Annotated in this window: 34 protein-coding genes; all 34 read right to left on the bottom strand. The window is 64.1% G+C overall.

Annotation, left to right across the window (positions count from 1 at the left end):
• Positions 1-35 precede the first annotated feature (35 nt).
• The 34 genes from truA to CZ674_RS03560 all read right to left on the bottom strand — a co-directional run bounded on the left by truA (position 36) and on the right by CZ674_RS03560 (position 20,956).
• The gene (gene truA / locus CZ674_RS03725) at positions 36-881 is read right to left on the bottom strand and encodes a tRNA pseudouridine(38-40) synthase TruA (protein ID WP_200810037.1); all 846 of its coding nucleotides are present in this window, start codon (positions 879-881) and stop codon (positions 36-38) included.
• A 101-nt stretch (positions 882-982) separates the two neighbouring features.
• Positions 983-1,684 (bottom strand): 50S ribosomal protein L17, sunset domain variant, encoded by a 702-nt coding sequence (gene rplQ, locus CZ674_RS03720; RefSeq protein WP_086991184.1) that lies wholly within the window; start codon positions 1,682-1,684, stop codon positions 983-985.
• 32 nt (positions 1,685-1,716) lie between these two features.
• A complete protein-coding gene (locus tag CZ674_RS03715; protein ID WP_086991183.1) occupies positions 1,717-2,709 on the bottom strand; it encodes a DNA-directed RNA polymerase subunit alpha in 993 nt (330 codons plus the stop codon).
• Between the two features lie 101 nt (positions 2,710-2,810).
• The gene (gene rpsK, locus CZ674_RS03710; RefSeq protein WP_086991182.1) at positions 2,811-3,209 is read right to left on the bottom strand and encodes a 30S ribosomal protein S11; all 399 of its coding nucleotides are present in this window, start codon (positions 3,207-3,209) and stop codon (positions 2,811-2,813) included.
• 19 nt (positions 3,210-3,228) lie between these two features.
• Positions 3,229-3,609, bottom strand: a complete 381-nt coding sequence (gene rpsM, locus CZ674_RS03705; protein ID WP_086991181.1) for a 30S ribosomal protein S13 — start codon at positions 3,607-3,609, stop codon at positions 3,229-3,231.
• Positions 3,610-3,746: 137 nt separating this feature from the next.
• A complete protein-coding gene (rpmJ, locus tag CZ674_RS03700) occupies positions 3,747-3,860 on the bottom strand; it encodes a 50S ribosomal protein L36 (RefSeq protein ID WP_086991180.1) in 114 nt (37 codons plus the stop codon).
• 65 nt (positions 3,861-3,925) lie between these two features.
• A complete protein-coding gene (infA, locus tag CZ674_RS03695) occupies positions 3,926-4,147 on the bottom strand; it encodes a translation initiation factor IF-1 (RefSeq protein WP_086991179.1) in 222 nt (73 codons plus the stop codon).
• Positions 4,148-4,257: 110 nt separating this feature from the next.
• Positions 4,258-5,379, bottom strand: a complete 1,122-nt coding sequence (locus tag CZ674_RS03690; protein WP_086991178.1) for a mannitol-1-phosphate 5-dehydrogenase — start codon at positions 5,377-5,379, stop codon at positions 4,258-4,260.
• Positions 5,379-7,406 carry a PTS mannitol transporter subunit IICBA gene (locus CZ674_RS03685; RefSeq protein ID WP_086991177.1) on the bottom strand — a complete coding sequence of 676 codons (2,028 nt, stop codon included), beginning with the start codon at positions 7,404-7,406 and terminating at the stop codon, positions 5,379-5,381. The genes CZ674_RS03690 and CZ674_RS03685 overlap by 1 nt, the downstream gene beginning before the upstream one ends.
• An 11-nt stretch (positions 7,407-7,417) precedes the next feature.
• The gene (locus CZ674_RS03680) at positions 7,418-7,672 is read right to left on the bottom strand and encodes an HPr family phosphocarrier protein (RefSeq protein ID WP_086991176.1); all 255 of its coding nucleotides are present in this window, start codon (positions 7,670-7,672) and stop codon (positions 7,418-7,420) included.
• Between the two features lie 52 nt (positions 7,673-7,724).
• Entirely contained in the window at positions 7,725-8,543 is an 819-nt protein-coding gene (gene map, locus CZ674_RS03675) for a type I methionyl aminopeptidase (protein WP_086991175.1), read from the bottom strand.
• Between the two features lie 17 nt (positions 8,544-8,560).
• Positions 8,561-9,139 carry an adenylate kinase gene (locus CZ674_RS03670; RefSeq protein WP_200810036.1) on the bottom strand — a complete coding sequence of 193 codons (579 nt, stop codon included), beginning with the start codon at positions 9,137-9,139 and terminating at the stop codon, positions 8,561-8,563.
• On the bottom strand, positions 9,136-10,476 hold the full coding sequence (gene secY / locus CZ674_RS03665) for a preprotein translocase subunit SecY (protein WP_086991174.1): 1,341 nt from the start codon (positions 10,474-10,476) through the stop codon (positions 9,136-9,138). The genes CZ674_RS03670 and secY overlap by 4 nt, the downstream gene beginning before the upstream one ends.
• A gap of 56 nt (positions 10,477-10,532) precedes the next feature.
• Positions 10,533-10,991, bottom strand: a complete 459-nt coding sequence (gene rplO, locus CZ674_RS03660) for a 50S ribosomal protein L15 (protein WP_086991173.1) — start codon at positions 10,989-10,991, stop codon at positions 10,533-10,535.
• On the bottom strand, positions 10,991-11,173 hold the full coding sequence (gene rpmD, locus CZ674_RS03655) for a 50S ribosomal protein L30 (protein ID WP_200810035.1): 183 nt from the start codon (positions 11,171-11,173) through the stop codon (positions 10,991-10,993). Before rpmD ends, rplO begins: the two co-directional genes overlap by 1 nt.
• The gene (gene rpsE, locus CZ674_RS03650; RefSeq protein WP_086991172.1) at positions 11,170-11,904 is read right to left on the bottom strand and encodes a 30S ribosomal protein S5; all 735 of its coding nucleotides are present in this window, start codon (positions 11,902-11,904) and stop codon (positions 11,170-11,172) included. Before rpsE ends, rpmD begins: the two co-directional genes overlap by 4 nt.
• The gene (gene rplR / locus CZ674_RS03645) at positions 11,901-12,272 is read right to left on the bottom strand and encodes a 50S ribosomal protein L18 (protein WP_086991171.1); all 372 of its coding nucleotides are present in this window, start codon (positions 12,270-12,272) and stop codon (positions 11,901-11,903) included. Before rplR ends, rpsE begins: the two co-directional genes overlap by 4 nt.
• Positions 12,272-12,808, bottom strand: a complete 537-nt coding sequence (gene rplF, locus CZ674_RS03640; RefSeq protein WP_086991170.1) for a 50S ribosomal protein L6 — start codon at positions 12,806-12,808, stop codon at positions 12,272-12,274. Before rplF ends, rplR begins: the two co-directional genes overlap by 1 nt.
• A gap of 6 nt (positions 12,809-12,814) precedes the next feature.
• Positions 12,815-13,213 (bottom strand): 30S ribosomal protein S8, encoded by a 399-nt coding sequence (gene rpsH / locus CZ674_RS03635; protein ID WP_086991169.1) that lies wholly within the window; start codon positions 13,211-13,213, stop codon positions 12,815-12,817.
• 91 nt (positions 13,214-13,304) lie between these two features.
• A complete protein-coding gene (rplE, locus tag CZ674_RS03630; protein WP_086991168.1) occupies positions 13,305-13,868 on the bottom strand; it encodes a 50S ribosomal protein L5 in 564 nt (187 codons plus the stop codon).
• Positions 13,861-14,232, bottom strand: a complete 372-nt coding sequence (rplX, locus tag CZ674_RS03625) for a 50S ribosomal protein L24 (protein ID WP_086991167.1) — start codon at positions 14,230-14,232, stop codon at positions 13,861-13,863. Before rplX ends, rplE begins: the two co-directional genes overlap by 8 nt.
• Complete coding sequence (rplN, locus tag CZ674_RS03620) at positions 14,233-14,601, bottom strand: 50S ribosomal protein L14 (protein WP_086991166.1); 369 nt, start codon at positions 14,599-14,601, stop codon at positions 14,233-14,235.
• 25 nt (positions 14,602-14,626) lie between these two features.
• A complete protein-coding gene (rpsQ, locus tag CZ674_RS03615; RefSeq protein ID WP_086991165.1) occupies positions 14,627-14,908 on the bottom strand; it encodes a 30S ribosomal protein S17 in 282 nt (93 codons plus the stop codon).
• A complete protein-coding gene (rpmC, locus tag CZ674_RS03610; RefSeq protein WP_086991164.1) occupies positions 14,908-15,222 on the bottom strand; it encodes a 50S ribosomal protein L29 in 315 nt (104 codons plus the stop codon). Before rpmC ends, rpsQ begins: the two co-directional genes overlap by 1 nt.
• The gene (gene rplP / locus CZ674_RS03605; protein WP_086991163.1) at positions 15,222-15,638 is read right to left on the bottom strand and encodes a 50S ribosomal protein L16; all 417 of its coding nucleotides are present in this window, start codon (positions 15,636-15,638) and stop codon (positions 15,222-15,224) included. The genes rpmC and rplP overlap by 1 nt, the downstream gene beginning before the upstream one ends.
• A gap of 2 nt (positions 15,639-15,640) precedes the next feature.
• Complete coding sequence (gene rpsC, locus CZ674_RS03600) at positions 15,641-16,384, bottom strand: 30S ribosomal protein S3 (RefSeq protein WP_086991162.1); 744 nt, start codon at positions 16,382-16,384, stop codon at positions 15,641-15,643.
• Positions 16,384-16,749 carry a 50S ribosomal protein L22 gene (gene rplV / locus CZ674_RS03595; RefSeq protein WP_086991161.1) on the bottom strand — a complete coding sequence of 122 codons (366 nt, stop codon included), beginning with the start codon at positions 16,747-16,749 and terminating at the stop codon, positions 16,384-16,386. The genes rpsC and rplV overlap by 1 nt, the downstream gene beginning before the upstream one ends.
• A gap of 24 nt (positions 16,750-16,773) precedes the next feature.
• Complete coding sequence (gene rpsS, locus CZ674_RS03590; RefSeq protein ID WP_086991160.1) at positions 16,774-17,055, bottom strand: 30S ribosomal protein S19; 282 nt, start codon at positions 17,053-17,055, stop codon at positions 16,774-16,776.
• An 11-nt stretch (positions 17,056-17,066) separates the two neighbouring features.
• On the bottom strand, positions 17,067-17,906 hold the full coding sequence (gene rplB / locus CZ674_RS03585; protein ID WP_086991159.1) for a 50S ribosomal protein L2: 840 nt from the start codon (positions 17,904-17,906) through the stop codon (positions 17,067-17,069).
• Between the two features lie 20 nt (positions 17,907-17,926).
• On the bottom strand, positions 17,927-18,229 hold the full coding sequence (gene rplW / locus CZ674_RS03580; protein ID WP_086991158.1) for a 50S ribosomal protein L23: 303 nt from the start codon (positions 18,227-18,229) through the stop codon (positions 17,927-17,929).
• The gene (rplD, locus tag CZ674_RS03575; protein ID WP_086991157.1) at positions 18,229-19,185 is read right to left on the bottom strand and encodes a 50S ribosomal protein L4, sunset domain variant; all 957 of its coding nucleotides are present in this window, start codon (positions 19,183-19,185) and stop codon (positions 18,229-18,231) included. Before rplD ends, rplW begins: the two co-directional genes overlap by 1 nt.
• A 2-nt stretch (positions 19,186-19,187) precedes the next feature.
• Positions 19,188-19,838, bottom strand: a complete 651-nt coding sequence (rplC, locus tag CZ674_RS03570) for a 50S ribosomal protein L3 (protein ID WP_086991156.1) — start codon at positions 19,836-19,838, stop codon at positions 19,188-19,190.
• An 11-nt stretch (positions 19,839-19,849) separates the two neighbouring features.
• Positions 19,850-20,158, bottom strand: coding sequence for a 30S ribosomal protein S10 (gene rpsJ / locus CZ674_RS03565; RefSeq protein WP_086991155.1), 309 nt, complete (start codon positions 20,156-20,158; stop codon positions 19,850-19,852).
• Positions 20,159-20,737: 579 nt separating this feature from the next.
• Entirely contained in the window at positions 20,738-20,956 is a 219-nt protein-coding gene (locus CZ674_RS03560) for an antitoxin (RefSeq protein ID WP_086991154.1), read from the bottom strand.
• Between the last annotated feature and the right edge of the window lie 269 nt (positions 20,957-21,225).

Here is a 21,225-nt window from a genome sequence, read left to right as displayed (position 1 = left end):
GTGACGTGAGCGCCTGCAGATCGGCGACGGGCCTGTCAAGCATCGTACCGGGCTGCGCTCTGCACGTCTTCTTCAGATCGCTTCGCCCGGGCGCGCCGCGACTGAGCCTCGAGCTCGCCCTCCGGCGGGTACCCGACAGCATGCAGCACGAGCCCCTGCGGCGGCATGAGCGTGAAGCCGCCCACGCGCTTGCGCTCGCTCAGCAGCGACTCGGCCTTCGCCAGATTCATCCGTCCCTCCCCCACGGCGACGCAGGCTCCGACGAGCGAGCGCACCATCGAGTGGCAGAAGGCGTCGGCAAGCAGGCGAGCCTCGAGCACGCGCCCGGGGCCGTCGGTCTCAACCTCGTGCCATGAGAACTCGCGCAGGTGCCTGATCGTGGTGGCTCCCTCGCGCGGCTTGCAGAAGGCGGCGAAGTCGTTCAGGCCGATCAGCGCCTCTGCGGCCCGCTGCATGGCGTCTGCATCGAGCGGCCGGGGCCAGAAGGTGCGGTCGCGCACCAGCGGGTTGGGGGCTTCGAACTGCAGCCGGTATCGGTAGCTGCGCGAGATCGCACTGAAGCGAGCGTCGAACCCGACAGGCGCGACAGACGCGGCGAGCACGGCGATGTCGGATGCGCGCATCAGCGAGTTCAGACGCTGCGGCAGGCGGTCGTCGAGCACGAATCCCTCAGGGGCGTCGAAATGCGCGACCTGCCCTGTCGCGTGCACCCCCGCATCCGTTCTGCCTGCCACGGTGACCGTGACCTCGCGCTGCAGCACCGTCGAGAGCGCAGCCTCGAGAAGTCCCTGACAGGTGCGCAGCACCGGCTGCCTGGCCCATCCGCTGAAGTCAGTGCCGTCGTACGCAATGTCGAGACGGATGCGGACACAGGCGGGCATGCGAATCATCGTACCGAGAACCCGTCTGTCAGACATGCGCTCGATGGCATGCGAAAGGGGGCCACAGCTTGCGCTGTGACCCCCCTGTTCTGCGATTCGAGCTACTTGCCCGCCTCGACGAAGCCAGCCTCTTCGGCAGCCTCAGCCGTGCGGAACCAGACCTCGGCGACAGTGGCGTCGTACCACTGGCCATCGGGGCGGTGGAACTTCATGGAGTCCTTGTTGCCCTTGATGTCGAAGCCTTCAGGAGCTGATCCGTCTTCGAGCGGAGCAGCCGAGTCGGCGCCGTAGCCGCCGTCTGCGTCTGCCTCAGCTGAACCGCCGGCAGCGCCGCCCTCAGCCTCTTCAGTTGCAGGAGCGTCGGTTGTCTCGACGGTCTCGGTCTCTTCGACCTCGGTCGTGGGCTCTTCGCTGGCAGCAGCCGCTGCACGCGACTTGCTGACGACCGGCTCGAGGACGAGCTCGATCTGCGCCACAGAGGCGTTGTCGCCCTTGCGGTAGCCGAGCTTCGTGATGCGGGTGTATCCGCCCGGGCGGTCTTCGACCAGCGGTGCGATCTCAGTGAACAGCACGTGGACGACCGACGGGTCGTGGATCACGCGGAGCACACGGCGACGTGCGTGCAGGTCTCCGCGCTTGGCGAAGGTGATGAGGCGCTCAGCGAACGGACGCAGGCGCTTGGCCTTGGTCTCGGTCGTCTTGATGCTCTTGTGGGTGAACAGGGAAGCGGCCAGGTTGGCGAGCATCAGGCGCTCGTGCGCCGGACCGCCGCCGAGGCGCGGACCCTTTGTGGGCTTAGGCATAATTCGTTGTCTCTCTCAGTCGACAGCCGCGGTTAGCGGCTTTCCTCGTCGTCATATCCGCTGTAGAAGTGTGCTCCGTCAAAGCCGGGCACGGTGTCCTTGAGGTTCAGGCCGAGCTCGGTGAGCTTGTCCTTGACCTCGTCGACCGACTTCTGGCCGAAGTTGCGGATGTTCATCAGCTGGGTCTCGCTCAGTCCCACGAGCTCGGACACCGTGTTGATGCCCTCGCGCTTGAGGCAGTTGTACGAGCGGACCGAAAGGTCGAGCTCCTCGATCGGAGTCGACAGCTCGCTCGAGAGCTGCGCCTCGGCGGGTGCCGGACCGATCTCGATGCCCTCTGCAGCGGCGTTCAGGTCGCGCGTCAGGCCGAACAGCTCGACGAGCGTCTTGCCTGCCGAAGCGAGTGCGTTGCGCGGCGTGATCGAAGGCTTGCTCTCGACATCGACGACGAGCGAGTCGAAGTCAGTGCGCTCACCGGCACGCGTCGCCTCGACGCGGTAGGTGACCTTGAGAACAGGCGAGTAGATCGAGTCGACGGGGATCGAACCGGCTTCGACGAACGATGCGCGGTTCAGCTCTGCCGAGACGTAGCCGCGGCCGCGCTCGATGGTGAGCTCAAGCTGGAACTTCGCCTTGTCGTTGAGGTGTGCGATGACAGCCTCGGGGTTGTGGATCTCGACACCGGCGGGGACAGTGATGTCTCCGGCCGTGACGACACCCTCGCCCTGCTTCGACAGGTAGGCGACGATCGGCTCGTCGTGCTCTGACGAGACGACGAGCTGCTTGATGTTGAGGATGATCTCAGTCACGTCCTCCTTCACGCCCTGAACGGTCGTGAACTCGTGGAGAACGCCGTCGATGCGGATTCCGGTGACTGCAGCACCGGGGATCGACGACAGGAGGGTGCGGCGGAGTGAGTTTCCGAGGGTGTAGCCGAAGCCGGGCTCGAGCGGTTCGATAGTGAAGCGCGAGCGGTACTCCGAGATGTTCTCCTCGGTCAGTGTGGGTCGCTGGGCGATCAGCACGTGATGTGTCCTTTCGATTGCGAGTCCGCTATATGACTCGCGTGGATACGTGGATTGCTGGGCGCGTGCGGAGGATCACTCCCCCGCACGCAGAGTCCGTGCTAGTTGCGGCGCGGCTTCGGCGGGCGAACGCCGTTGTGGGCCTGAGGCGTGACGTCGTGGATTGCGCCGATCTCGAGGCCGGTGGCCTGGAGCGAGCGGATCGCGGTCTCGCGACCCGATCCTGCGCCCTTCACGAAGACGTCAACCTTCTTCATGCCGTGGTCCTGGGCCTGACGAGCAGCCGACTCAGCAGCGAGCTGTGCGGCGTACGGGGTCGACTTGCGCGAGCCCTTCATGCCGACGGCACCGCCCGAAGCCTGCGTCAGAACAGCACCGGTGGTGTCGGTGATCGACACGATGGTGTTGTTGAACGTCGACTTGATGTGAGCCTGTCCGACCGAGATGTTCTTCTTGTCCTTGCGGCGCGGCTTGCGCGCGGCAGTCTTAGGTGCAGCCATGGTATTCCTCCCCTACGGCCTAGCGGCCGGCCTTCTTCTTACCGGCAACCGTGCGCTTCGGGCCCTTGCGGGTGCGAGCGTTGGTCTTCGTGCGCTGACCGTGGACGGGCATGCCGCGACGGTGGCGGACGCCCTGGTACGAGCCGATCTCGACCTTGCGGCGGATGTCTGCGGAGACCTCACGACGAAGGTCACCTTCAACCTTGAAGTCGCCGCTCTCGAGGTAGTCGCGAAGGGCGACGAGCTGGTCGTCGGTCAGATCCTTCACGCGGATGTTTCCGTCGATGCCTGTCGACTCGAGCGCCTTGAGAGCGCGAGTGCGGCCGACACCGTAGATGTACGTCAGTGCAATCTCCGAGCGCTTCTCGCGCGGGATGTCTACACCAGCAATACGTGCCATGGTGGTTCTCCTTCTGGAGTGATGAGAGGTGTGGAGCAGCGGAGGTGCCTGGGCCTCTCCCCAAGGTGTCGCCCTTTCGGGCTCTTACCGCTGCGGGTGTATTCAGTTGTGCCTACCGTCACCGGCAGAGATGTTGACTAACCCTGACGCTGCTTGTGGCGGGGGTTGTCGCAGATCACCATGACGCGACCGTGACGACGAATGACTTTGCACTTGTCGCAGATCTTCTTGACGCTGGGGTGAACCTTCATGTTGTTTTCGCTTTCTCGCTGGCCTCGTGCGCGCGCGATTGCGCGTGCCGTTCCTTCTCAGCTGTCTACTTGTAGCGGTAGACGATGCGGCCGCGGCTGAGGTCGTAGGGGCTCATCTCAACGATCACCCGGTCCTCAGGAAGAATGCGGATGTAGTTCTGGCGCATTTTGCCAGAGATGTGAGCAAGCACGATGTGCCCGTTGGTCAGCTCTACGCGGAACATTGCGTTCGGAAGAGCTTCGACCACCGAGCCTTCGATCTCGATGACGCCGTCTTTTTTGGCCATTGCCTCGTTCAATTGCTAGAAGTGGATACCGGTCTTGCGAGTGCACACGTCAAAAGACGCATGACACCAAGGGTCTACTATAGAGCGCTCCGCATGGGGCGCGCAAGCCCTCAGCGCGTCGCGACTGCGGCAGTCAGCGTGTCGAACAGCGGGTGCCCCTGCTCGATTCCGCTGACCTGCGTCACGAACTCCGCCGGCGACAGGTCTCGCAGCAGCTGCTGAAGCTCTGCCGCCTGCTCATCGTCGGACGCGTCGAACGCGAGTGCTGCGCCGTATGCGGCGACCAGCGCATCCGTCTCGGCTCCGCGCTCTGCCAGCTCGGCGGCGGGCCTCACGAACCGGTCTTCGCGCCCCAGCTTGCGGAGCGGCTGCCTGCCGATGCGCACGCAGGTGTCGGGCAGCGCCGGGTTTCTGAAGCGCTGGATTGCCCGTGCCGCATACTGGGCATGCTCGTCCGGATCGAATCCGAAGCGGTCGACGATGAGCTTCGAGGTCTCTTGGAGCGCCGCCTCGACAGCGGCCAGGATCTCGGGCCTCTCGAGCGCCTCGGCAATCGTCTCGATGCCGGCGCGGTACCCGAAGTACGCCGTTGTCGCGTGCCCGGTGTTGACCGTGAAGAGCTTGCGCTCGATGTACGGCTGCAGGTCGTCGACGTAGTGTGCATCCGGGATGCGCGGCTCATCACCCGCAAACGGAGTGCGGTCGATCGCCCACTCGAAGAAGTCCTCGACGGTGACGTCGATGCCCGAAGGATCCTGCCCGGGCACGATGCGGTCGACCGCGGTGTTCGCGAACACCGCCCGGTCAGCGACGCCCGGTGCGCCCTCGACCACGTGCTCCCGCAGCTGGTCGGTCGCGCCGATCGCGTTCTCGACGGCCATCACGGTCAGCCGCGCGGCCTCGGGTGCTCGAGCCTCGAGCCCCTTCCTGATCACAGGGGCGATGAACTTCATGACGTTCGGCCCCACGGCGCACGTGACGATGTCGGCCTCGGCGACAGCGCGAACCGCCGCCTCGGGGTCGGCCTGCGAATTGATCGCGTCGAAGCCGGTGACCGTGATGTCGTCGCCGTGGTCGCCCACCTCGTGAACCACGTAGCTGTCGTGCGCGTTGATTGCGTCAATCAGCTCGGCATTCACATCGACGAAGGTCACGTGATAGCCGGCCCTGTGCAGGATGACGCCGACGAAGCCTCGACCGATGTTGCCAGCACCGAAGTGCACGGCTCGCATCAGTCATTCACCTCGCTGAGCATCGCATAGAGCTCGTCATCGCCTTCGGCCGCCAGCAGCCTCTCGACCTGCGCCTCGTCAGCGAAGATCGTCGCGATCTTCGCGAGGATCTCGAGGTGCCCGCCGTCTTTGCCTGCGATGCCGATCACGAAGCGCACTTCGTTGCCGTCCCAGTCGATCGGCTCGGGGTAGCGCGCGACCGTGAGCGCTGAGCCCAGCACGGTCTCTTTCGCCGCGTTCGTGCCGTGCGGAATAGCGAGCCCGTTGCCCATGAACGTCGAGACCTCGGCCTCGCGGTCGAACATCGCCTGCTCGTAGGCGCCGGTGACGGCACCAGCGGCGACGAGTCGCCCGGCAGCCTCGCGGATGGCTTCGTCGCGGTCGCGCGCAGCAGGTGCGGTCGTGACGCGGTCGGGGGTGAGGACATCGCCCGGCCCCGCTGCCGCAGGAGCTGCCGCCGCAGCCACCACCGGCGCATCCGATTCTGCCAGCTCGCCGCCTGCCGCATCGCCCTCTTCGCGACTCTGCCGCACGAGCTCGACGACTTCGTCGTAGCGCGGACTCTTCATGAAGTTGTCGACCGACACGTGCACGGCAGAGGAGTTCTGCTGCTTGGCGCGTGGTGTGAGCTCCTCTTGCGTGATGACGACCTGCGGGGTGTCATCGAGGTTCGCGATCGCGAGGTTCGTGACCGTGACGTCTGTGAAGCCTGCTCCGTGCACCTTCTTGCGGAGCACCGACGCGCCCATGGCGCTCGAGCCCATGCCCGCGTCGCATGCGAAGACGATGCGCGTGATCGGCTCGGTCATGACCGCTGTCGAGAGGCCCGAGAGGAACGACGATTCCTTGCCCTTGTTCGCCTGCGTCTTGGCAACGGCGGCTCCGAGGGAGTCCTGACCGGCTGCCTCGGCCGCGAGGTCGCCCTTGCGCGATGCCCGGAGGATGACGGCCGCGATGATGAACGACACCGCCGCTGCGACGACGACCGACGCCATCACTCCGACGAAGTTCATGACGCCCGGGCCGATCGCCTGCGCGCCGATCGCGATGATGCTGCCCGGAGCCGCGGGGCCGCCGAGGCCGGTGCCGAGCAGCATGTTGGTTGCGACGCCCGATGCGCCGCCGCCGATGACTGCGAGCAGCAGGGTCGGCTTCATGAGCACGTACGGGAAGTAGACCTCGTGGATGCCGCCGAAGAACTGGATGATGGCAGCACCGGGAGCGGTTGCGCGAGCTGCGCCGACGCCGAAGAACGTGAACGCCAGCAGCACGCCGACGCCCGGACCCGGGTTGGCTTCGAGGAGGAACAGGATCGACTTGCCGTCGACCGCCGCTTCGGTTGAGCCGAGTGGAGTCAGCACTCCGTGGTTGATGGCGTTGTTGAGGAAGAACACCTTGGCGGGCTCGATGAGCAACGAGACCGCGGGGAGCACGCCCGTCTCGATCAGCCAGCCGACACCGGCGCCGAGCCATTCCATGATCTTGTTGACGACGGGAGCCAGCAGGAAGAAGCCGCCCAGCGCCATGATGAAGGCGAAGATGCCCGCGCTGAACATGTTGACCAGCATCTCGAAGCCGGCCTTGACCTTGCCCTCCCAGAGCTTGTCAAGCTGCTTCATGAGCCATGCGGCGAGCGGCGCCATGATCATCGCACCGATGAACATGTGCACCTTGCCGAGGCCGCCTTCGCCTTCGGCAGCGTTGGCATTGAACTGGTCGATCAGCCAGTCAGAACCTCCGATGACACCGAGCGTCGCGAACGAGCCGACAACACCGCCGCGCACGTCGTAGACCATCTTGCCGCCCGTATAGGCGATGAGCAGCGGAAGCAGGTAGTGGATCGCCGGATCGACGAGCGACGCGATTGCCTCATTCGGGAAGGGCCCCACTTCGATGAACAGGGCGGTGACGATGCCCCACGCGATCAGCGCGGGGATGTTCGGCATGACCATTCCAGAGAGGAACGTGCCGAGCTTCTGAACGGCCGTACGAACGGAGGCCCTCTCCTTGACGACGGTGTCACTCATGGTTCACACGCCTATGCGTCGTGATCTGTCTCGAGCAGCGCTGCGAGCTCGTCGACCACCGCGTCGTCTTCGCTTTTCAGCACGACCTCATCGCCCTGCGAGACACCGAGCGAGATGACGGAGAGGATGCTTGCCGCATTGACCTCTTTGTCGCCTTTGGCCACGGTCACAGGGACCGACGCCTTTGCAGCAGCCTGGGCGAACAGGGAAGCCGGACGTGCGTGAAGTCCGTGCGCGGAAGCTACGGTGACGGTGCGCTCTGCCATGAGATTCTCCTTGCAGGTGATGTTGTGTCGAAACTATCACCTCGCCGGATCGTTACGGCGTGGGAATCGGCACGGGCACAACCCCGTACGGAGCAAGCTCCTCCGCTCCTCCGTCGAGTGCCGTCAGCACCCAAATGCCGCCATCGTGCACAGCAACCGCGTGCTCCCACTGGCAGGTGTCAGCGCCGTCGGCATTGCGCACGGTCCAGCCGTCGGCGTCGACAGTCGAGATCGCTTCGCGAGATGCGTGGATGATCGGCTCGATGCAGATGCACAGGCCCCGCTGCACAGCGGGTCCCGGGTCGTTCGTACGGTGATTGAACACGTAGGGCGACTCGTGCATCGATTTGCCGATGCCGTGCCCCACGTAGTCTTCGTCGATGCTGTACGGAGTGCTGTCGAGGATCGCGTCTTCGATCGCCCCGCTCACTTCGCCGAGGAGACGAGCTGAGGCGACTTTGGCCACGCCCGAGAGCATCGCATGCCGCGTCGCGGCCGAGAGCGCCTCGCGGGCCTCGACGACGGGGCCGCTGCCACCGGGCACGACCATCGAGAATGCGGCGTCGCCGTTGTACCCCTCGAACTTGGCGCCGCAGTCGATCGTGACGAGGTCGCCGGGCTGCAGAGGCGTGTCGTTGGGGATGCCGTGCACCAGCACGTCGTTGACGTTCGCGCAGATCGTGTGCTCGTAGCCGGGCTCGAGCTGGAAGTTCGGGATTGCACCGTGGTCGCGGATGACAGCCTCGGCGATCGCGTCGATCTCGAGTGTCGTCACGCCGGGCTTGATCGCCTCGCGTGCGGCCTGCAGCGCCAGAGCCGTGATGCGGCCGGGCTCGCGCATTGCGGCCAGCTGCGTCTTCGACTTGTACATGCCGCGCGAGAAGCGCCTCACTTCAGGCCACGCTCCGCAAGGGCCGTGAGCACGCGCTCGGTGACCTCGTCGATCTCGCCGAGGCCGTCGACCTCGACGATCAGGCCGCGCGAAGCGAAGAGCTCGATGAGCGGAGCGGTCTCACGCTCGTAGACATCCAGACGGTGACGGATGGTCTCGGCGTTGTCGTCGCTGCGTCCCTGCTCTTCTGCGCGCTTGCGCAGGCGGCGGACGACTTCTTCTTTGTCGGCGACCAGGCGCACCACTGCGTCGATCTGCTGACCGCGCTCGGTGTTGACGCCGTCGAGGAACTCGACCTGACCGGTCGTGCGGGGGTAGCCGTCCAGGAGGTAGCCCTCGCGTGCGTCTTCCTGGTGCAGACGGTCGGCGATGAGGTCGTTCGTGAGCGAGTCGGGAACCAGCTCGCCGCGGTCGAGGATTTCGGAGACCTTCTTGCCCAGAGTCGTCTGGTCCTTGATGTTCGCCCGGAAGATGTCTCCGGTCGAGATCGCGGGGATGCCGTATCGCTCAGCGATGCGCACAGCCTGGGTTCCTTTGCCGGCTCCGGGAGGGCCGACGATCAGCAGGTTGGTCACGGGCGAATCAGTCCTTCGTAGTGGCGCTGCTGCAGCTGTGCATCGATCTGGCGAATGGTCTCAAGACCGACACCGACCACGATGAGGATCGAGGCGCCACCGAACGGGAAGTTCTGGTTTGCACCGATCGTCGACAGCGCGATGAGCGGGATCAGTGCCAGCACACCGAGGTACAGCGAGCCTGGCAGGGTGACGCGGGTGAGCACGAAGTCGAGGTACTCGGCAGTCGGTCGACCGGCGCGGATGCCCGGGATGAAGCCGCCGTACTTGCGCATGTTCTCTGCCACGTCGTCGGGGTTGAATGTGATGGCCACGTAGAAGTACGTGAAGCCGATGATCAGGAGGAAGAAGATCGCCATGTAGAACGGGCTGTCGCCCGACACGAGGTTGTCGTTGATCCACTGCACCCACACAGCGGGCGTCTCGCCCGGAGCAGGCTGGCTGAACTGTGCGACCAGCAGCGGCAGGTAGAGCATCGACGACGCGAAGATCACTGGGATCACACCCGCCATGTTGACCTTGATGGGAATGTACGTGCTGGAGCCGCCGTACATGCGCCTGCCGACCATCCGTTTTGCGTACTGCACCGGAATGCGACGCTGGGACTGCTCGACGAAGACGACCGCGCCCATGATCAGGATGCCGACGCCGAGGACGAGGATGAAGACCATCATGCCCTGGGTCTGGATGATCTGGCCGAGTGCCTGCGGGAACGATGCGGCGATCGAGGTGAAAATCAGCATGGACATGCCGTTGCCGATGCCGCGCTCGGTGATGAGCTCGCCCATCCACATGATGAGGCCGGTGCCGGCGGTCATGGCGATGATCATCAGTGTGATCGCCCACCACGAGTCGTTGGTCAGGAGGTCCTGGCAGGCGCCGACAGCGGGAGCGCCGCCGCCGTTCGCCTGGAACAGCTGACCGGTGCGGGCGATCGTGATCAGCGTGGTGGCCTGCAGCGCACCGAGGAAGATCGTGATGTAGCGCGTGTACTGCGTGAGCTTGGCCTGGCCCTGCTGGCCCTCCTTGTAGAGGGTCTCAAAGCGGGGAATGACCACGCGCAGCAGCTGCACGATGATCGACGCCGTGATGTAGGGCATGATTCCCAGCGCGAACACGGACAGCTGCAGCAGTGCGCCCCCCGAGAACATGTTGACGAGCTGGTAGAGCCCGCCAGTCGTCGCACTGGCAGCAAGACACGCCTGCACGTTCTGGTAGTCGATGAACGGCGCGGGCAGGAATGCACCGACGCGGTAGATCGCGACAACGAACAGGGTGAAGAGGATCTTGCGTCGAAGATCACGCGTCTTGAAGACTCGTGCGATTGCGCTGAACACTTACATTGCCTCCGTACAGCAGAAGGGGGTGACCCTCGCGGGCCACCCCTCCTGAATTACTTGATGGAGCCGCCGGCCGCGACGATCTTCTGCTCTGCTGAAGCCGACACCTTGTCGACCTCGACATTCAGACTAACCGTCAGCTCGCCGTTGCCGAGAACCTTGACGAGCTCGTTCTTGCGAACGAGGCCCTTCTCGACCAGTGCAGCGACTGTGACGTCGCCGCCCTGCGGGAACAGCTGCTCGAGCTGGGCCACGTTGACGACCTGGTACTCGGTGCGGAACGGGTTCTTGAATCCGCGCAGCTTGGGAGCGCGCATGACGCTGTTGAGCTGCCCGCCCTCGAAGCCGGGGCGCACCTGGTAACGAGCCTTCGTGCCCTTGGTACCGCGTCCTGCGGTCTTGCCCTTCGAGCCTTCACCACGGCCGACGCGGGTCTTTGCCTTCTTGGCACCCGGAGCCGGACGAAGGTGGTGCACCTTGAGAGGTGCGAGCTCTTCGTTGTTCTCAGCCATTACTTGACCTCCTCGACTTTCACGAGGTGACGAACAGTGTTCACGTAGCCGCGGTTCTGTGCGTTGTCCTCGCGAAGGACGCTCTGGCTGATGCGCTTGAGTCCAAGCGATCGGAGCGTCTCACGCTGATTCGGCTTCTCTGAGATAGCCGACTTGATCTGGGTCACCTTGAGCATGCTCACTGTGCTTCCGCCTTCGCGATCTCTGCATCGTGCTTGACGCTCTCGGCCTCTGCACGGAGCAGACGCTCGGGCACGACACGGTCGACCGGCAGACCACGGCGAGCTGCGACTGCGCGCGGCTCTTCGAGCATCTTGAGGGCCGTGACGGTTGCACGCACGATGTTGATGGTGTTCGACGAGCCGAGCGACTTGCTCAGCACGTCGTGGATGCCTGCGCACTCGAGCACGGCGCGGACAGGACCACCGGCGATGACACCGGTACCTGCAGCGGCCGGACGCAGCAGCACGACGCCGGCTGCATCCTCGCCCTGAACGGGGTGGGGAACGGTCTTCGCGACACGGGGAACGCGGAAGAAGTTCTTCTTCGCCTCCTCGACACCCTTGGCAATTGCCAGGGGCACCTCGCGTGCCTTGCCGTAGCCGACACCGACCATTCCGTCGCCGTCTCCGACGACAACGAGTGCGGTGAAGCTGAAGCGACGTCCGCCCTTGACCACCTTCGAGACGCGGTTGATTGTCACAACACGCTCGAGGAACTGGCTGTCGTTGCGGTCGCGGGGTCCGCGCTCACCGCGGGTGCCGCGGTCGCGGCTTCCACGGCGCTGCTCGCGCGGCTCGTCGCGGTGGTCGGACTGCTTCTGCCCAGCGGTGTTCTCGGCCGTCGCCTGCTCAGCGGTGTTCTCCGCCGATGCCTGCTCGGTCACCTGGGTCTCCTTCGTCTCTTCGCTCACAGCTCCAGACCTGCCTCTCGTGCGCCTGCTGCGACTGCAGCGACACGACCTGCGAAGCGGTTGCCGCCGCGGTCGAACACTACCTTCTCGATGCCGGCCGACTTCGCGCGTTCGCCGACGATCTCGCCGACGCGCTTTGCCTTTGCCGACTTGTCGCCGTCGAGAGCACGGAGGTCTGCCTCCATGGTCGATGCCGACGCCAGGGTCATGCCCTTCGAATCGTCGATGACCTGCACGAAGACGTGCTTGGCCGAACGGCTCACCATGAGACGCGGTGTGGTCTCGCTGCCGACGATCTTCTTGCGCAGACGCGCGTGGCGACGTGCACGAGCGGCGGACTTGCTCTTGCCTCGTGTTCCGAGTGCCATTACTTACCAGCCTTTCCGGCCTTGCGGCGGATCTGCTCGCCTGCGTAGCGAACGCCCTTGCCCTTGTAAGGCTCAGGCTTGCGGAGCTTCCTCAGGTTCGCTGCCACTTCGCCGACAGCCTGCTTGGAGATGCCGTTGACGGTGATCTTGTTGTTGCCCTCGACCGCGAAGCTGATGCCCTCGGGCGCTTCGACGGAGACGGGGTGGGAGAAGCCGAGTGCGAACTCGAGGCCCGTGCCCTTGGCCTGAACACGGTAGCCCGTGCCCACAACCTCAAGCGACTTCGAGTAGCCCTCGGTGACGCCGACGATGTCGTTGGCGATGAGGGTGCGGGTCAGGCCGTGGAGCGAACGCGACTCGCGCTCGTCGTCGGGACGGGTCACCTGGACCTGGCCCTCTTCGACCGAGACCTCGATCGGAGCCGCGATGCGCTGCTGCAGCTCACCCTTGGGCCCCTTGACGGTGACGCTGTCACCCTCGACCTTGATTTCGACACCCGACGGGATGCTGATGGGAAGACGTCCAATACGCGACATTCTGTATCACCACACGTAAGCGAGGACTTCCCCGCCTACGCCCTTCTGCTCGGCCTCGCGGTCCGTGAGGAGCCCTGAGGAGGTGGAAAGAAGCGCAACGCCGAGGCCGCCCAGAACCTGGGGGATCTCAGTCGAGCGTGCGTAGACACGCAGGCCCGGCTTCGAGACGCGCTTCAGGCCGCTGATCGAACGCTCGCGGTTCGAGCCGTAACGGAGCTCGAGGGTGAGCGTCTGACCGACGCGTGCATCCTCGTTCTTCCAGTCGGCGATGAACCCCTCGCGCTTGAGGATCTCGGCGATGTTGGTCTTCAGTTTGCTTGACGGCAGTGACACGCTGTCGTGGAATGCGGTGTTTGCGTTCCGCAGACGGGTCAGCATGTCGGCGACCGGATCGGTCATCGTCATGATTTTCTCCTGTTCTGGTTTCGGCACCTGTTACACAAGTGACGACCTGGATACTCTGAGGCACCGATTGGTGCCGGGTGACTGGTCGAGCTTACTCGGCCTTGAACGGAAAGCCGAGCGCCTTGAGCAGCGCGCGACCCTCATCGTCGGTCTTTGCGGTGGTGACGACAGTGATGTCGAAGCCGCGGACGCGATCGATCTTGTCCTGGTCGATCTCGTGGAACATCGACTGCTCCGTGAGACCGAACGTGTAGTTGCCGCTGCCGTCGAACTGCTTGGGGCTCAGGCCGCGGAAGTCACGGATGCGCGGAAGCGCAAGCGTGAGCAGGCGGTCGAGGAACTCCCACATGCGGTCGCCGCGAAGCGTCACGTGTGCACCGATCGGCATGCCGTCGCGCAGCTTGAACTGTGCGATCGACTTGCGAGCCTTTGTGACCATCGGCTTCTGGCCAGTGATGGCCGTCAGGTCGGCGATGGCTCCGTTGATGACCTTCGAGTCACGGGCGGCTTCGCCGACACCGGTGTTCACGACGATTTTCGTCAGGCCGGGAACCTGCATGACGTTGGCGAAGTCGAACTCGCCCTTCAGCTGCTCGACGATCTCGGCGCGGTACTTCTGCTTCAGGCGCGGAAGGCGCACTTCAGTTTCAGTCATTTGTCTTGATCTCCTTGCCGGACTTGGTCGCTACGCGAACCTTCGTCGTGACCTTGACACCGCTCTTCTCGGTGGTCGTGGTCTCCTGGCGCACTCGCGTGGCGTCCTTGGACTCAGGGTCGATCAGTGCGACGTTCGACACGTGGATCGGAGCCTCCTGGGTCTCGATTCCACCTGTCTTCGTGCCGCGCTGCGTCTGGCCGACCTTGACGTGCTTCGTGACGAGGTTCACGCCCTCGACGATGACACGGTTCTGCTCGGTAAAGACCTCGAGGACACGACCGGTCTTGCCGCGGTCGCCGCCGCGTGACTCACGGCCGCCCGAGATCACCTTGACTACGTCACCCTTGCGGATGTTCGCCATTTAGATCACCTCCGGTGCGAGCGAGACGATGCGCATGAAGCGCTTGTCTCGCAGCTCACGGCCAACGGGGCCGAAGATACGGGTGCCACGGGGCTCACCATCGGTCTTGAGAAGCACTGCTGCGTTCTCGTCGAACTTGATGTACGAGCCGTCGGGGCGTCGGGTCGACTTCACCGTGCGAACGATGACTGCCTTGACGACGTCACCCTTCTTCACGTTGCCGCCGGGGATTGCGTCCTTCACCGTGGCCACGATCGTGTCGCCGAGACCGGCGTATCGGCGGCCGGAGCCACCGAGCACGCGGATGGTGAGGAGCTCCTTGGCGCCGGTGTTGTCGGCAACCTTGACGCGGGATTCCTGCTGGATCACTGTTTACTCCTTCTCGATCCTCGGCCTACTTGGCCTTCTCGAGGATCTCCACCAGACGCCAACGCTTTGTGGCGCTCAGCGGACGCGTCTCGGCAAGCAGCACGCGGTCGCCTTCAGCGGCCTCGTTCTGCTCGTCGTGCGCCTTCACCTTCGAGGACTTCCGAACGATCTTGCCGTAGAGGGCGTGCTTGACGCGGTCCTCCACCTCGACAACGATCGTCTTGTCCATCTTGTCTCCGACTACGATGCCCTGCAGCGTCTTGCGGTAGCCGCGCTCCTGGGCCTCTGTCGTCTGTACGTCAGCCATTAGTTGTCCTCAGCCTTCGCGTCCTCGGCCGTGGCGTCAGCCTCGGTCTTGTCGGACTTCTTCTTCGAGCTCTTCTTCTCGACGGGAGCCGGCGAAGCGGCGATGCCGAGCTCGCGCTCACGGATGACCGTGTAGAGACGAGCGATGTCGCGCTTCACGGCACGCACGCGGCCGTGGCTCTCGAGCTGACCTGTGGCTGCCTGGAAGCGCAGGTTGAACAGCTCTTCCTTTGCCTTCTTCAGCTCCGAGACCAGTCGCTCGTCGTCGAATGTCGCGAGCTCGCTGGGCATGAGTTCCTTTGAACCGATAGCCATTAGTCGGTCTCCTCACGCTTGATGATGCGTGCCTTGAGAGGCAGCTTGTGGATGGCGCGAGTCAGTGCCTCACGCGCCAGTTCTTCGCTCACGCCGGCGACCTCAAAGAGGACGCGGCCGGGCTTGACGTTGGAAATCCACCACTCGGGGCTTCCCTTACCGGAACCCATGCGGACTTCCGCAGGCTTCTTGGTGAGGGGGCGGTCCGGGTAGATGTTGATCCAGACCTTGCCGCCACGCTTGATGTGACGGGTCATGGCGATACGAGCGGCCTCGATCTGTCGGTTCGTGACGTACGCAGGCGTCAGAGCCTGGATGCCGTACTCGCCGAACGAGACCTTGGTGCCGCCAGTAGCCTGACCGCGACGGGTCGGACGGTGCTGCTTGCGGTGCTTGACCTTACGAGGAATCAACATGGTTATGCCTCAACTCCTGCTGCTGCGGGAGCAGCGTCGCGCTGCGGGCGGCGACGACGGTCGCCGCGCTGCGGCTTCTGGTTCGCCTGCTCGCGAGCGAGCTCCTTGTTCGTGATCTCACCCTTGTAGATCCACACCTTGACACCGATGCGACCGAAGGTCGTACGAGCCTCGTAGAAGCCGTAGTCGATGTTGGCGCGGAGGGTGTGCAGGGGCACGCGGCCCTCGCGGTAGAACTCCGACCGGCTCATCTCAGCGCCGCCTAGGCGACCCGAGACCTGGATGCGAACACCCTTTGCGCCGGCGCGCTGAGCGCCCTGCATGCCCTTGCGCATTGCGCGGCGGAAAGCGACGCGAGCGCTGAGCTGCTCGGCGATTCCCTGGGCGACCAGCTGAGCCTCAGCCTCGGGGTTCTTGACCTCGAGGATGTTCAGCTGGATCTGCTTCTTCGTGAGCTTCTCGAGGTCAGCGCGGATGCGCTCGGCCTCGGCGCCGCGGCGGCCGATCACAATGCCCGGGCGGGCGGTGTGGATGTCGACGCGGACACGGTCTCGAGTGCGCTCGATCTCGATGCGGGCGATGCCTGCACGGTCGAGCGAGCTCTTGAGGTGCTCGCGAATCTGGATGTCTTCCTTCACGAAGTCTGCGTAGCGCTGACCGGGCTTCGTGCTGTCAGCAAACCAACGCGACACGTGGTCGGTGGTGATGCCGAGGCGGAAGCCGTACGGGTTGACTTTCTGTCCCATTACTTCTCCTCAGTCTCGGGCGTCGCCAGGACCACAGTGATGTGGCTGGTGCGCTTCTTGATTCGGAATGCGCGGCCCTGAGCACGGGGGCGGAAACGCTTGAGCGTCGTGCCCTCGTCTACGAACGCGCGGGTGATGTAGAGGTCCTGCTCATCGAGGTACTCGTTCTGGCCGTCTGCCTTGACTCGTGCGTTTGCCATAGCGCTGGCAACGAGCTTGTAGACGGGCTCAGATGCACCCTGGGGAGCGAACTTCAGAATCGCGAGCGCCTCTTCAGCCTGCTTGCCGCGGATCAGATTCACGACACGGCGGGCCTTCTGAGGGGTCACTCGGATGTGACGAACGCGAGCGATCGACTCAACCATTTGCTTCTCCTATCGCGTCGCCGCTTAGCGGCGACGGCCCTTCTTGTCGTCCTTCACGTGTCCACGGAAGGTGCGGGTGGGGGCGAACTCGCCCAGTTTGTGTCCGACCATCGTCTCTTCGACGAAGACGGGGATGTGCTTGCGACCATCGTGCACTGCAATGGTGTGACCCAGCATTGCGGGGACGATCATCGAGCGGCGCGACCACGTCTTGATGACGTTCTTGCTGCCGGCCTCGTTCTGCTTGACGACCTTCTGCAGGAGGTGTTCGTCGACGAACGGACCCTTCTTCAGGCTGCGTGGCATCTTTCTACCTCCTACTTACGCTTCTTGTTGGCTGAACGACGACGCACAATGAGCTTGTCGCTTGCCTTGTTCGGACGACGGGTGCGTCCCTCGGACTGACCCCAGGGGCTCACCGGGTGACGGCCACCTGAAGTACGGCCCTCACCACCACCGTGCGGGTGGTCGACGGGGTTCATGACGACACCGCGGACTGTCGGGCGGACGCCCTTCCAGCGCTTGCGGCCTGCCTTGCCCCAGTTGATGTTCGACTGCTCGGCATTGCCGACCTCGCCGATCGTTGCGCGGCAGCGTGCGTCGACGTTGCGGATCTCGCCCGACGGCAGACGAAGCTGCGCGTAGGGGCCGTCCTTGGCGACGAGGCGAACCGATGCGCCAGCCGAACGAGCGAGCTTTGCACCGCCACCGGGGCGGAGCTCGATCGCGTGCACAACGGTACCCGTGGGGATGTTGCGCAGCGGGAGGCTGTTGCCGGGCTTGATGTCAGCGCCTGCGCCGGTCTCGACGACGTCACCCTGCGACAGGTTCTCGGGAGCGAGAATGTAGCGCTTGGTGCCGTCCACGAAGTGGAGCAGTGCGATGCGTGCCGTGCGGTTGGGGTCGTACTCGATGTGAGCTACGCGGGCGTCGACGCCGTCCTTGTCACTGCGACGGAAGTCGATGACGCGGTACTGGCGCTTGTGGCCACCGCCGATGTGGCGGGTCGTGATGCGACCGGTGTTGTTGCGGCCACCCGACTTCTTGAGCGGGCGAAGCAGCGACTTCTCAGGGGTTGAACGCGTGATTTCTGCGAAATCAGCAACCGAGGAGCCGCGGCGACCGGCGGTCGTCGGCTTGTACTTGCGAATTGCCATGGTGTGTTACTCCTCGATTCCTAGCCGACAGCCGTGAAGATGTCGATGGAGAAGCCGTCCTTCAGCTTGACGATGGCGCGCTTGGTGTCCTTGCGCTTGCCAGTGCCGAAGCGTGTACGACTGGTCTTGCCCTTGCGGTTCAGCGTCTTGACCGCCGAGACCTTCACGCTGAAGATCTTCTCGATTGCGAACTTGATCTCAGTCTTGTTCGAACGGGGGTCCACCTCGAAGGTGTAGTACCCGGTGTCGATCAGGCTGTAGCTCTTCTCCGAGACGATCGGGCGAATGACGACGTCGCGGGGGTCTTTGTTGATGCCGCTCATCAGTTCTCGTCCTTGTCTTCCTCAGTCGCCTTCGCCGGCTTGCCGGCCTCGACGAATCCGGCAGCTTCGGCGTCTTCCGCGGTGCGGAACCAGACCTCAGCGACCGTCTGCTCGAACCAGCGTCCGTCGGGACGGTGGAACTTCATGGAGTCCTTGTTGCCCTTGACGGTGTAGCCCTCAGGAGCTGCGCCGTCCTCGAGAGGAGCGGCTGCGTTCTCGAACTCGACCTCGTCGGCAACCGGAGCAGCCTTCTCAGCCTTGGGGGCATCCGCCTTCTTCTTTGCAGCTGCGGGAGCGGCGGCGACCGGAGCGGCCGTCTCTGCACCCTGCTTGGCTGCGACGAAGGCGTCGAACGCCTCCTTCGTGAAGACGAGGTCGTCGGACCGGACGACGTCGTATGCGTTGAGCTGGTCCCACGTGATGTAGTGGACGCTCGGCACGTTGCGGATTGCCTGGATCTGCTCGTCCTGGCCGCGCTCGAAGACCAGCAGCACGTTCTGTGCGGCCACGTCTGAGACGGTGTTCAGGACTGCGAGAGCCTGCTTGGTCTTCGGGGTCTCTGCCACGAGCGACTCGATGATGTGCACGTTGCCGGTGCGAGCGCGGTCCGAGAGAGCGCCGAGCAGTGCTGCTGCGACCATCTTCTTGGGGGTGCGCTGCGCGTAGCTGCGCGGCGTCGGGCCGTGGACGATGCCACCGCCGGTGTGCTGCGGCATGCGGACCGAGCCCTGACGGGCGTTGCCCGTGCCCTTCTGCTTGAAGGGCTTGCGACCCGAACCTGAGACCTCGCCGCGGTTCTTGACCTTGTGCGTGCCCTGACGAGCAGCGGCCAGCTGTGCGACGACGACCTGGTGGATGAGGGGGACGTTGGTCTCGACGGCGAAGATCGACTCGGGAAGGTCAACCTTGCCCGACTCCTTGCCCTTCACGTCGATGACGTTGATCTGGGTTGCCATGGTCAGGCTCCCTTCACTGCGGTGCGAACGAATACGAGTCGGCCGCTTGCGCCGGGAACTGCACCCTTGACCAGGATGAGGCCCTTCTCAGCGTCGACTGCGTGGACCTTGAGGTTCTGGACGGTCACGCGGTCGGAGCCCATGCGGCCCGGCATGCGCTTGCCCTTGAACACGCGGCTCGGGGTTGCCGAGGCGCCGACCGAACCAGGCTTGCGGTGGTTGCGGTGCGCACCGTGCGATGCCGAGACACCTGCGAAGTTGTGGCGCTTCATGGCACCGGCGAAGCCCTTGCCCTTTGAAGTGCCGACGACGTCGACCTTCTGGCCGGCCTCGAAGATGTCAACTGCGATCTCCTGGCCGAGCTCGTAGCCGCTTGCGTCATCGAGACGGATCTCGGTGAGGTGGCGACGCGGGGTCGCGCCAGCAGCCTTGAAGTGACCGGCCTTGGGCTGGTTCACCTTGCGCGGGTCGATCTGACCGTAGGCAATCTGGATGGCCTGGTAGCCGTCCTTCTCGTCGGTACGGACCTGCGTCACCACGTTGGGGGTGATCTCAATGGCGGTCACGGGAACGAGCTGTGCGTTCTCATCCCAGACCTGGGTCATACCGAGCTTCTTGCCCAGCAGACCGTGCGTTGTCTTCACTGCAGACATATTGCGGTTCCTTAGAGCTTGATCTCGATGTTGACGTCGGCGGGCAGGTCGAGGCGCATGAGCGAGTCGACAGCCTTCGGCGTCGGGTCAATGATGTCGATGAGCCGCTTGTGGGTGCGCTTCTCGAAGTGCTCGCGGCTGTCTTTGTACTTGTGGGGAGAACGGATGACTGCGACGACGTTCTTCTCGGTCGGCAGCGGCACCGGGCCGACTACTGTCGCGCCGGCACGGGTCACAGTGTCAACGATCTTCCGCGCCGACGTGTCGAGACCGGCGTGGTCATACGACTTCAGTCGAATGCGGATCTTTTGTCCCGCCATGGCTGACTCTCTTCCTTCGATTCGCGCACCGCCCTGTTTCGGACGGCTCGCAGAGCACTTTTCGTGCACCGCTGTTCTTCTATCAATTGCCCTGTCGGGCGCGTCACGAATGCGCTCTCGCGCTTCGCTAAGTGAATGTCGTGCTGTCTGCGGCCCAGAGATCACTACATTCAGGAAAGAATGCGCTCTGTGCACTGCCAGGCAGTGAGCCACATCGAGATGCGGCGTATGCAACCTGTCTATTCTGGCATGACTTTGGCCTTGCGTGCAACCCGGGCGTGTCGAAAAGTCAGGAGGCCATTTCTGGCCTCCTGCCGACACGCCGTGGCGGCCGTCTCGGCCGCCAGATGTCGCGTCCTGACAGGAGCACCTATGCGCCTCCGCACGGCCAGCCTGGCGTCACGAGAGACCGCAATGTCACGGCAAACCGCAGGATCTGCGGTTTCTGGTGCACGGATGCGCGAATTGCGGCAGGTCGTGACGCGCGCGGGCTAAGAGGGCAAGGGGGCAAGAAAAAGGGGAGCAGACCGTGCCTGCTCCCCTTGCTCCACCAGGGCGTTGCACCCCTGCAGCTTGCGACTACTGCTGCTGGTTGTTGTTGTTCTCGTTGTTGTTGTTGCCCTCGTCACCGTCGCCGACGTGGCCGTCTGCAAAGTCGCGACCCTGGCTGACCTGGTCTTCGAACTTGCCGCCAGTGACCTTGTTGATGCCATCGCTGGCGCCGTCGAGCAGCTTGTCGCTCTGCTCTTCATTGCCGAGAGCGTCCTTGCCCTTGTTGATGAAGTCTCCGATACCCATGTGTACCTCCTTGAGATCACGCCGCAATGCTGCTCATCGCGACTTCTGCAAGACAGCACACCACACATCACCGCGCTTTCGCCACCCTGTTGCAGTTTTCTGCAGCCGGGCGAGTCCGACTCGAGTTCGCCCTGAGGTTGCATCGGCCTGCCTCACGCGCTTGACTGGAAGCCAAGCAAATGGGCTGTCATTCACCCGCGCGCACCGACTGGACACAGAACGCCCGTCGCAAGCGCAAACCGTACGCGGCCCGCGTGAGGTGAACAGAA

Source organism: Agrococcus casei LMG 22410 (genome assembly GCF_900163565.1).
GTDB lineage: Bacteria > Actinomycetota > Actinomycetes > Actinomycetales > Microbacteriaceae > Agrococcus > Agrococcus casei.
The sequence above is the reverse complement of the archived record's forward strand: the minus strand, read 5'-3'. Positions and strand labels throughout refer to the sequence as shown.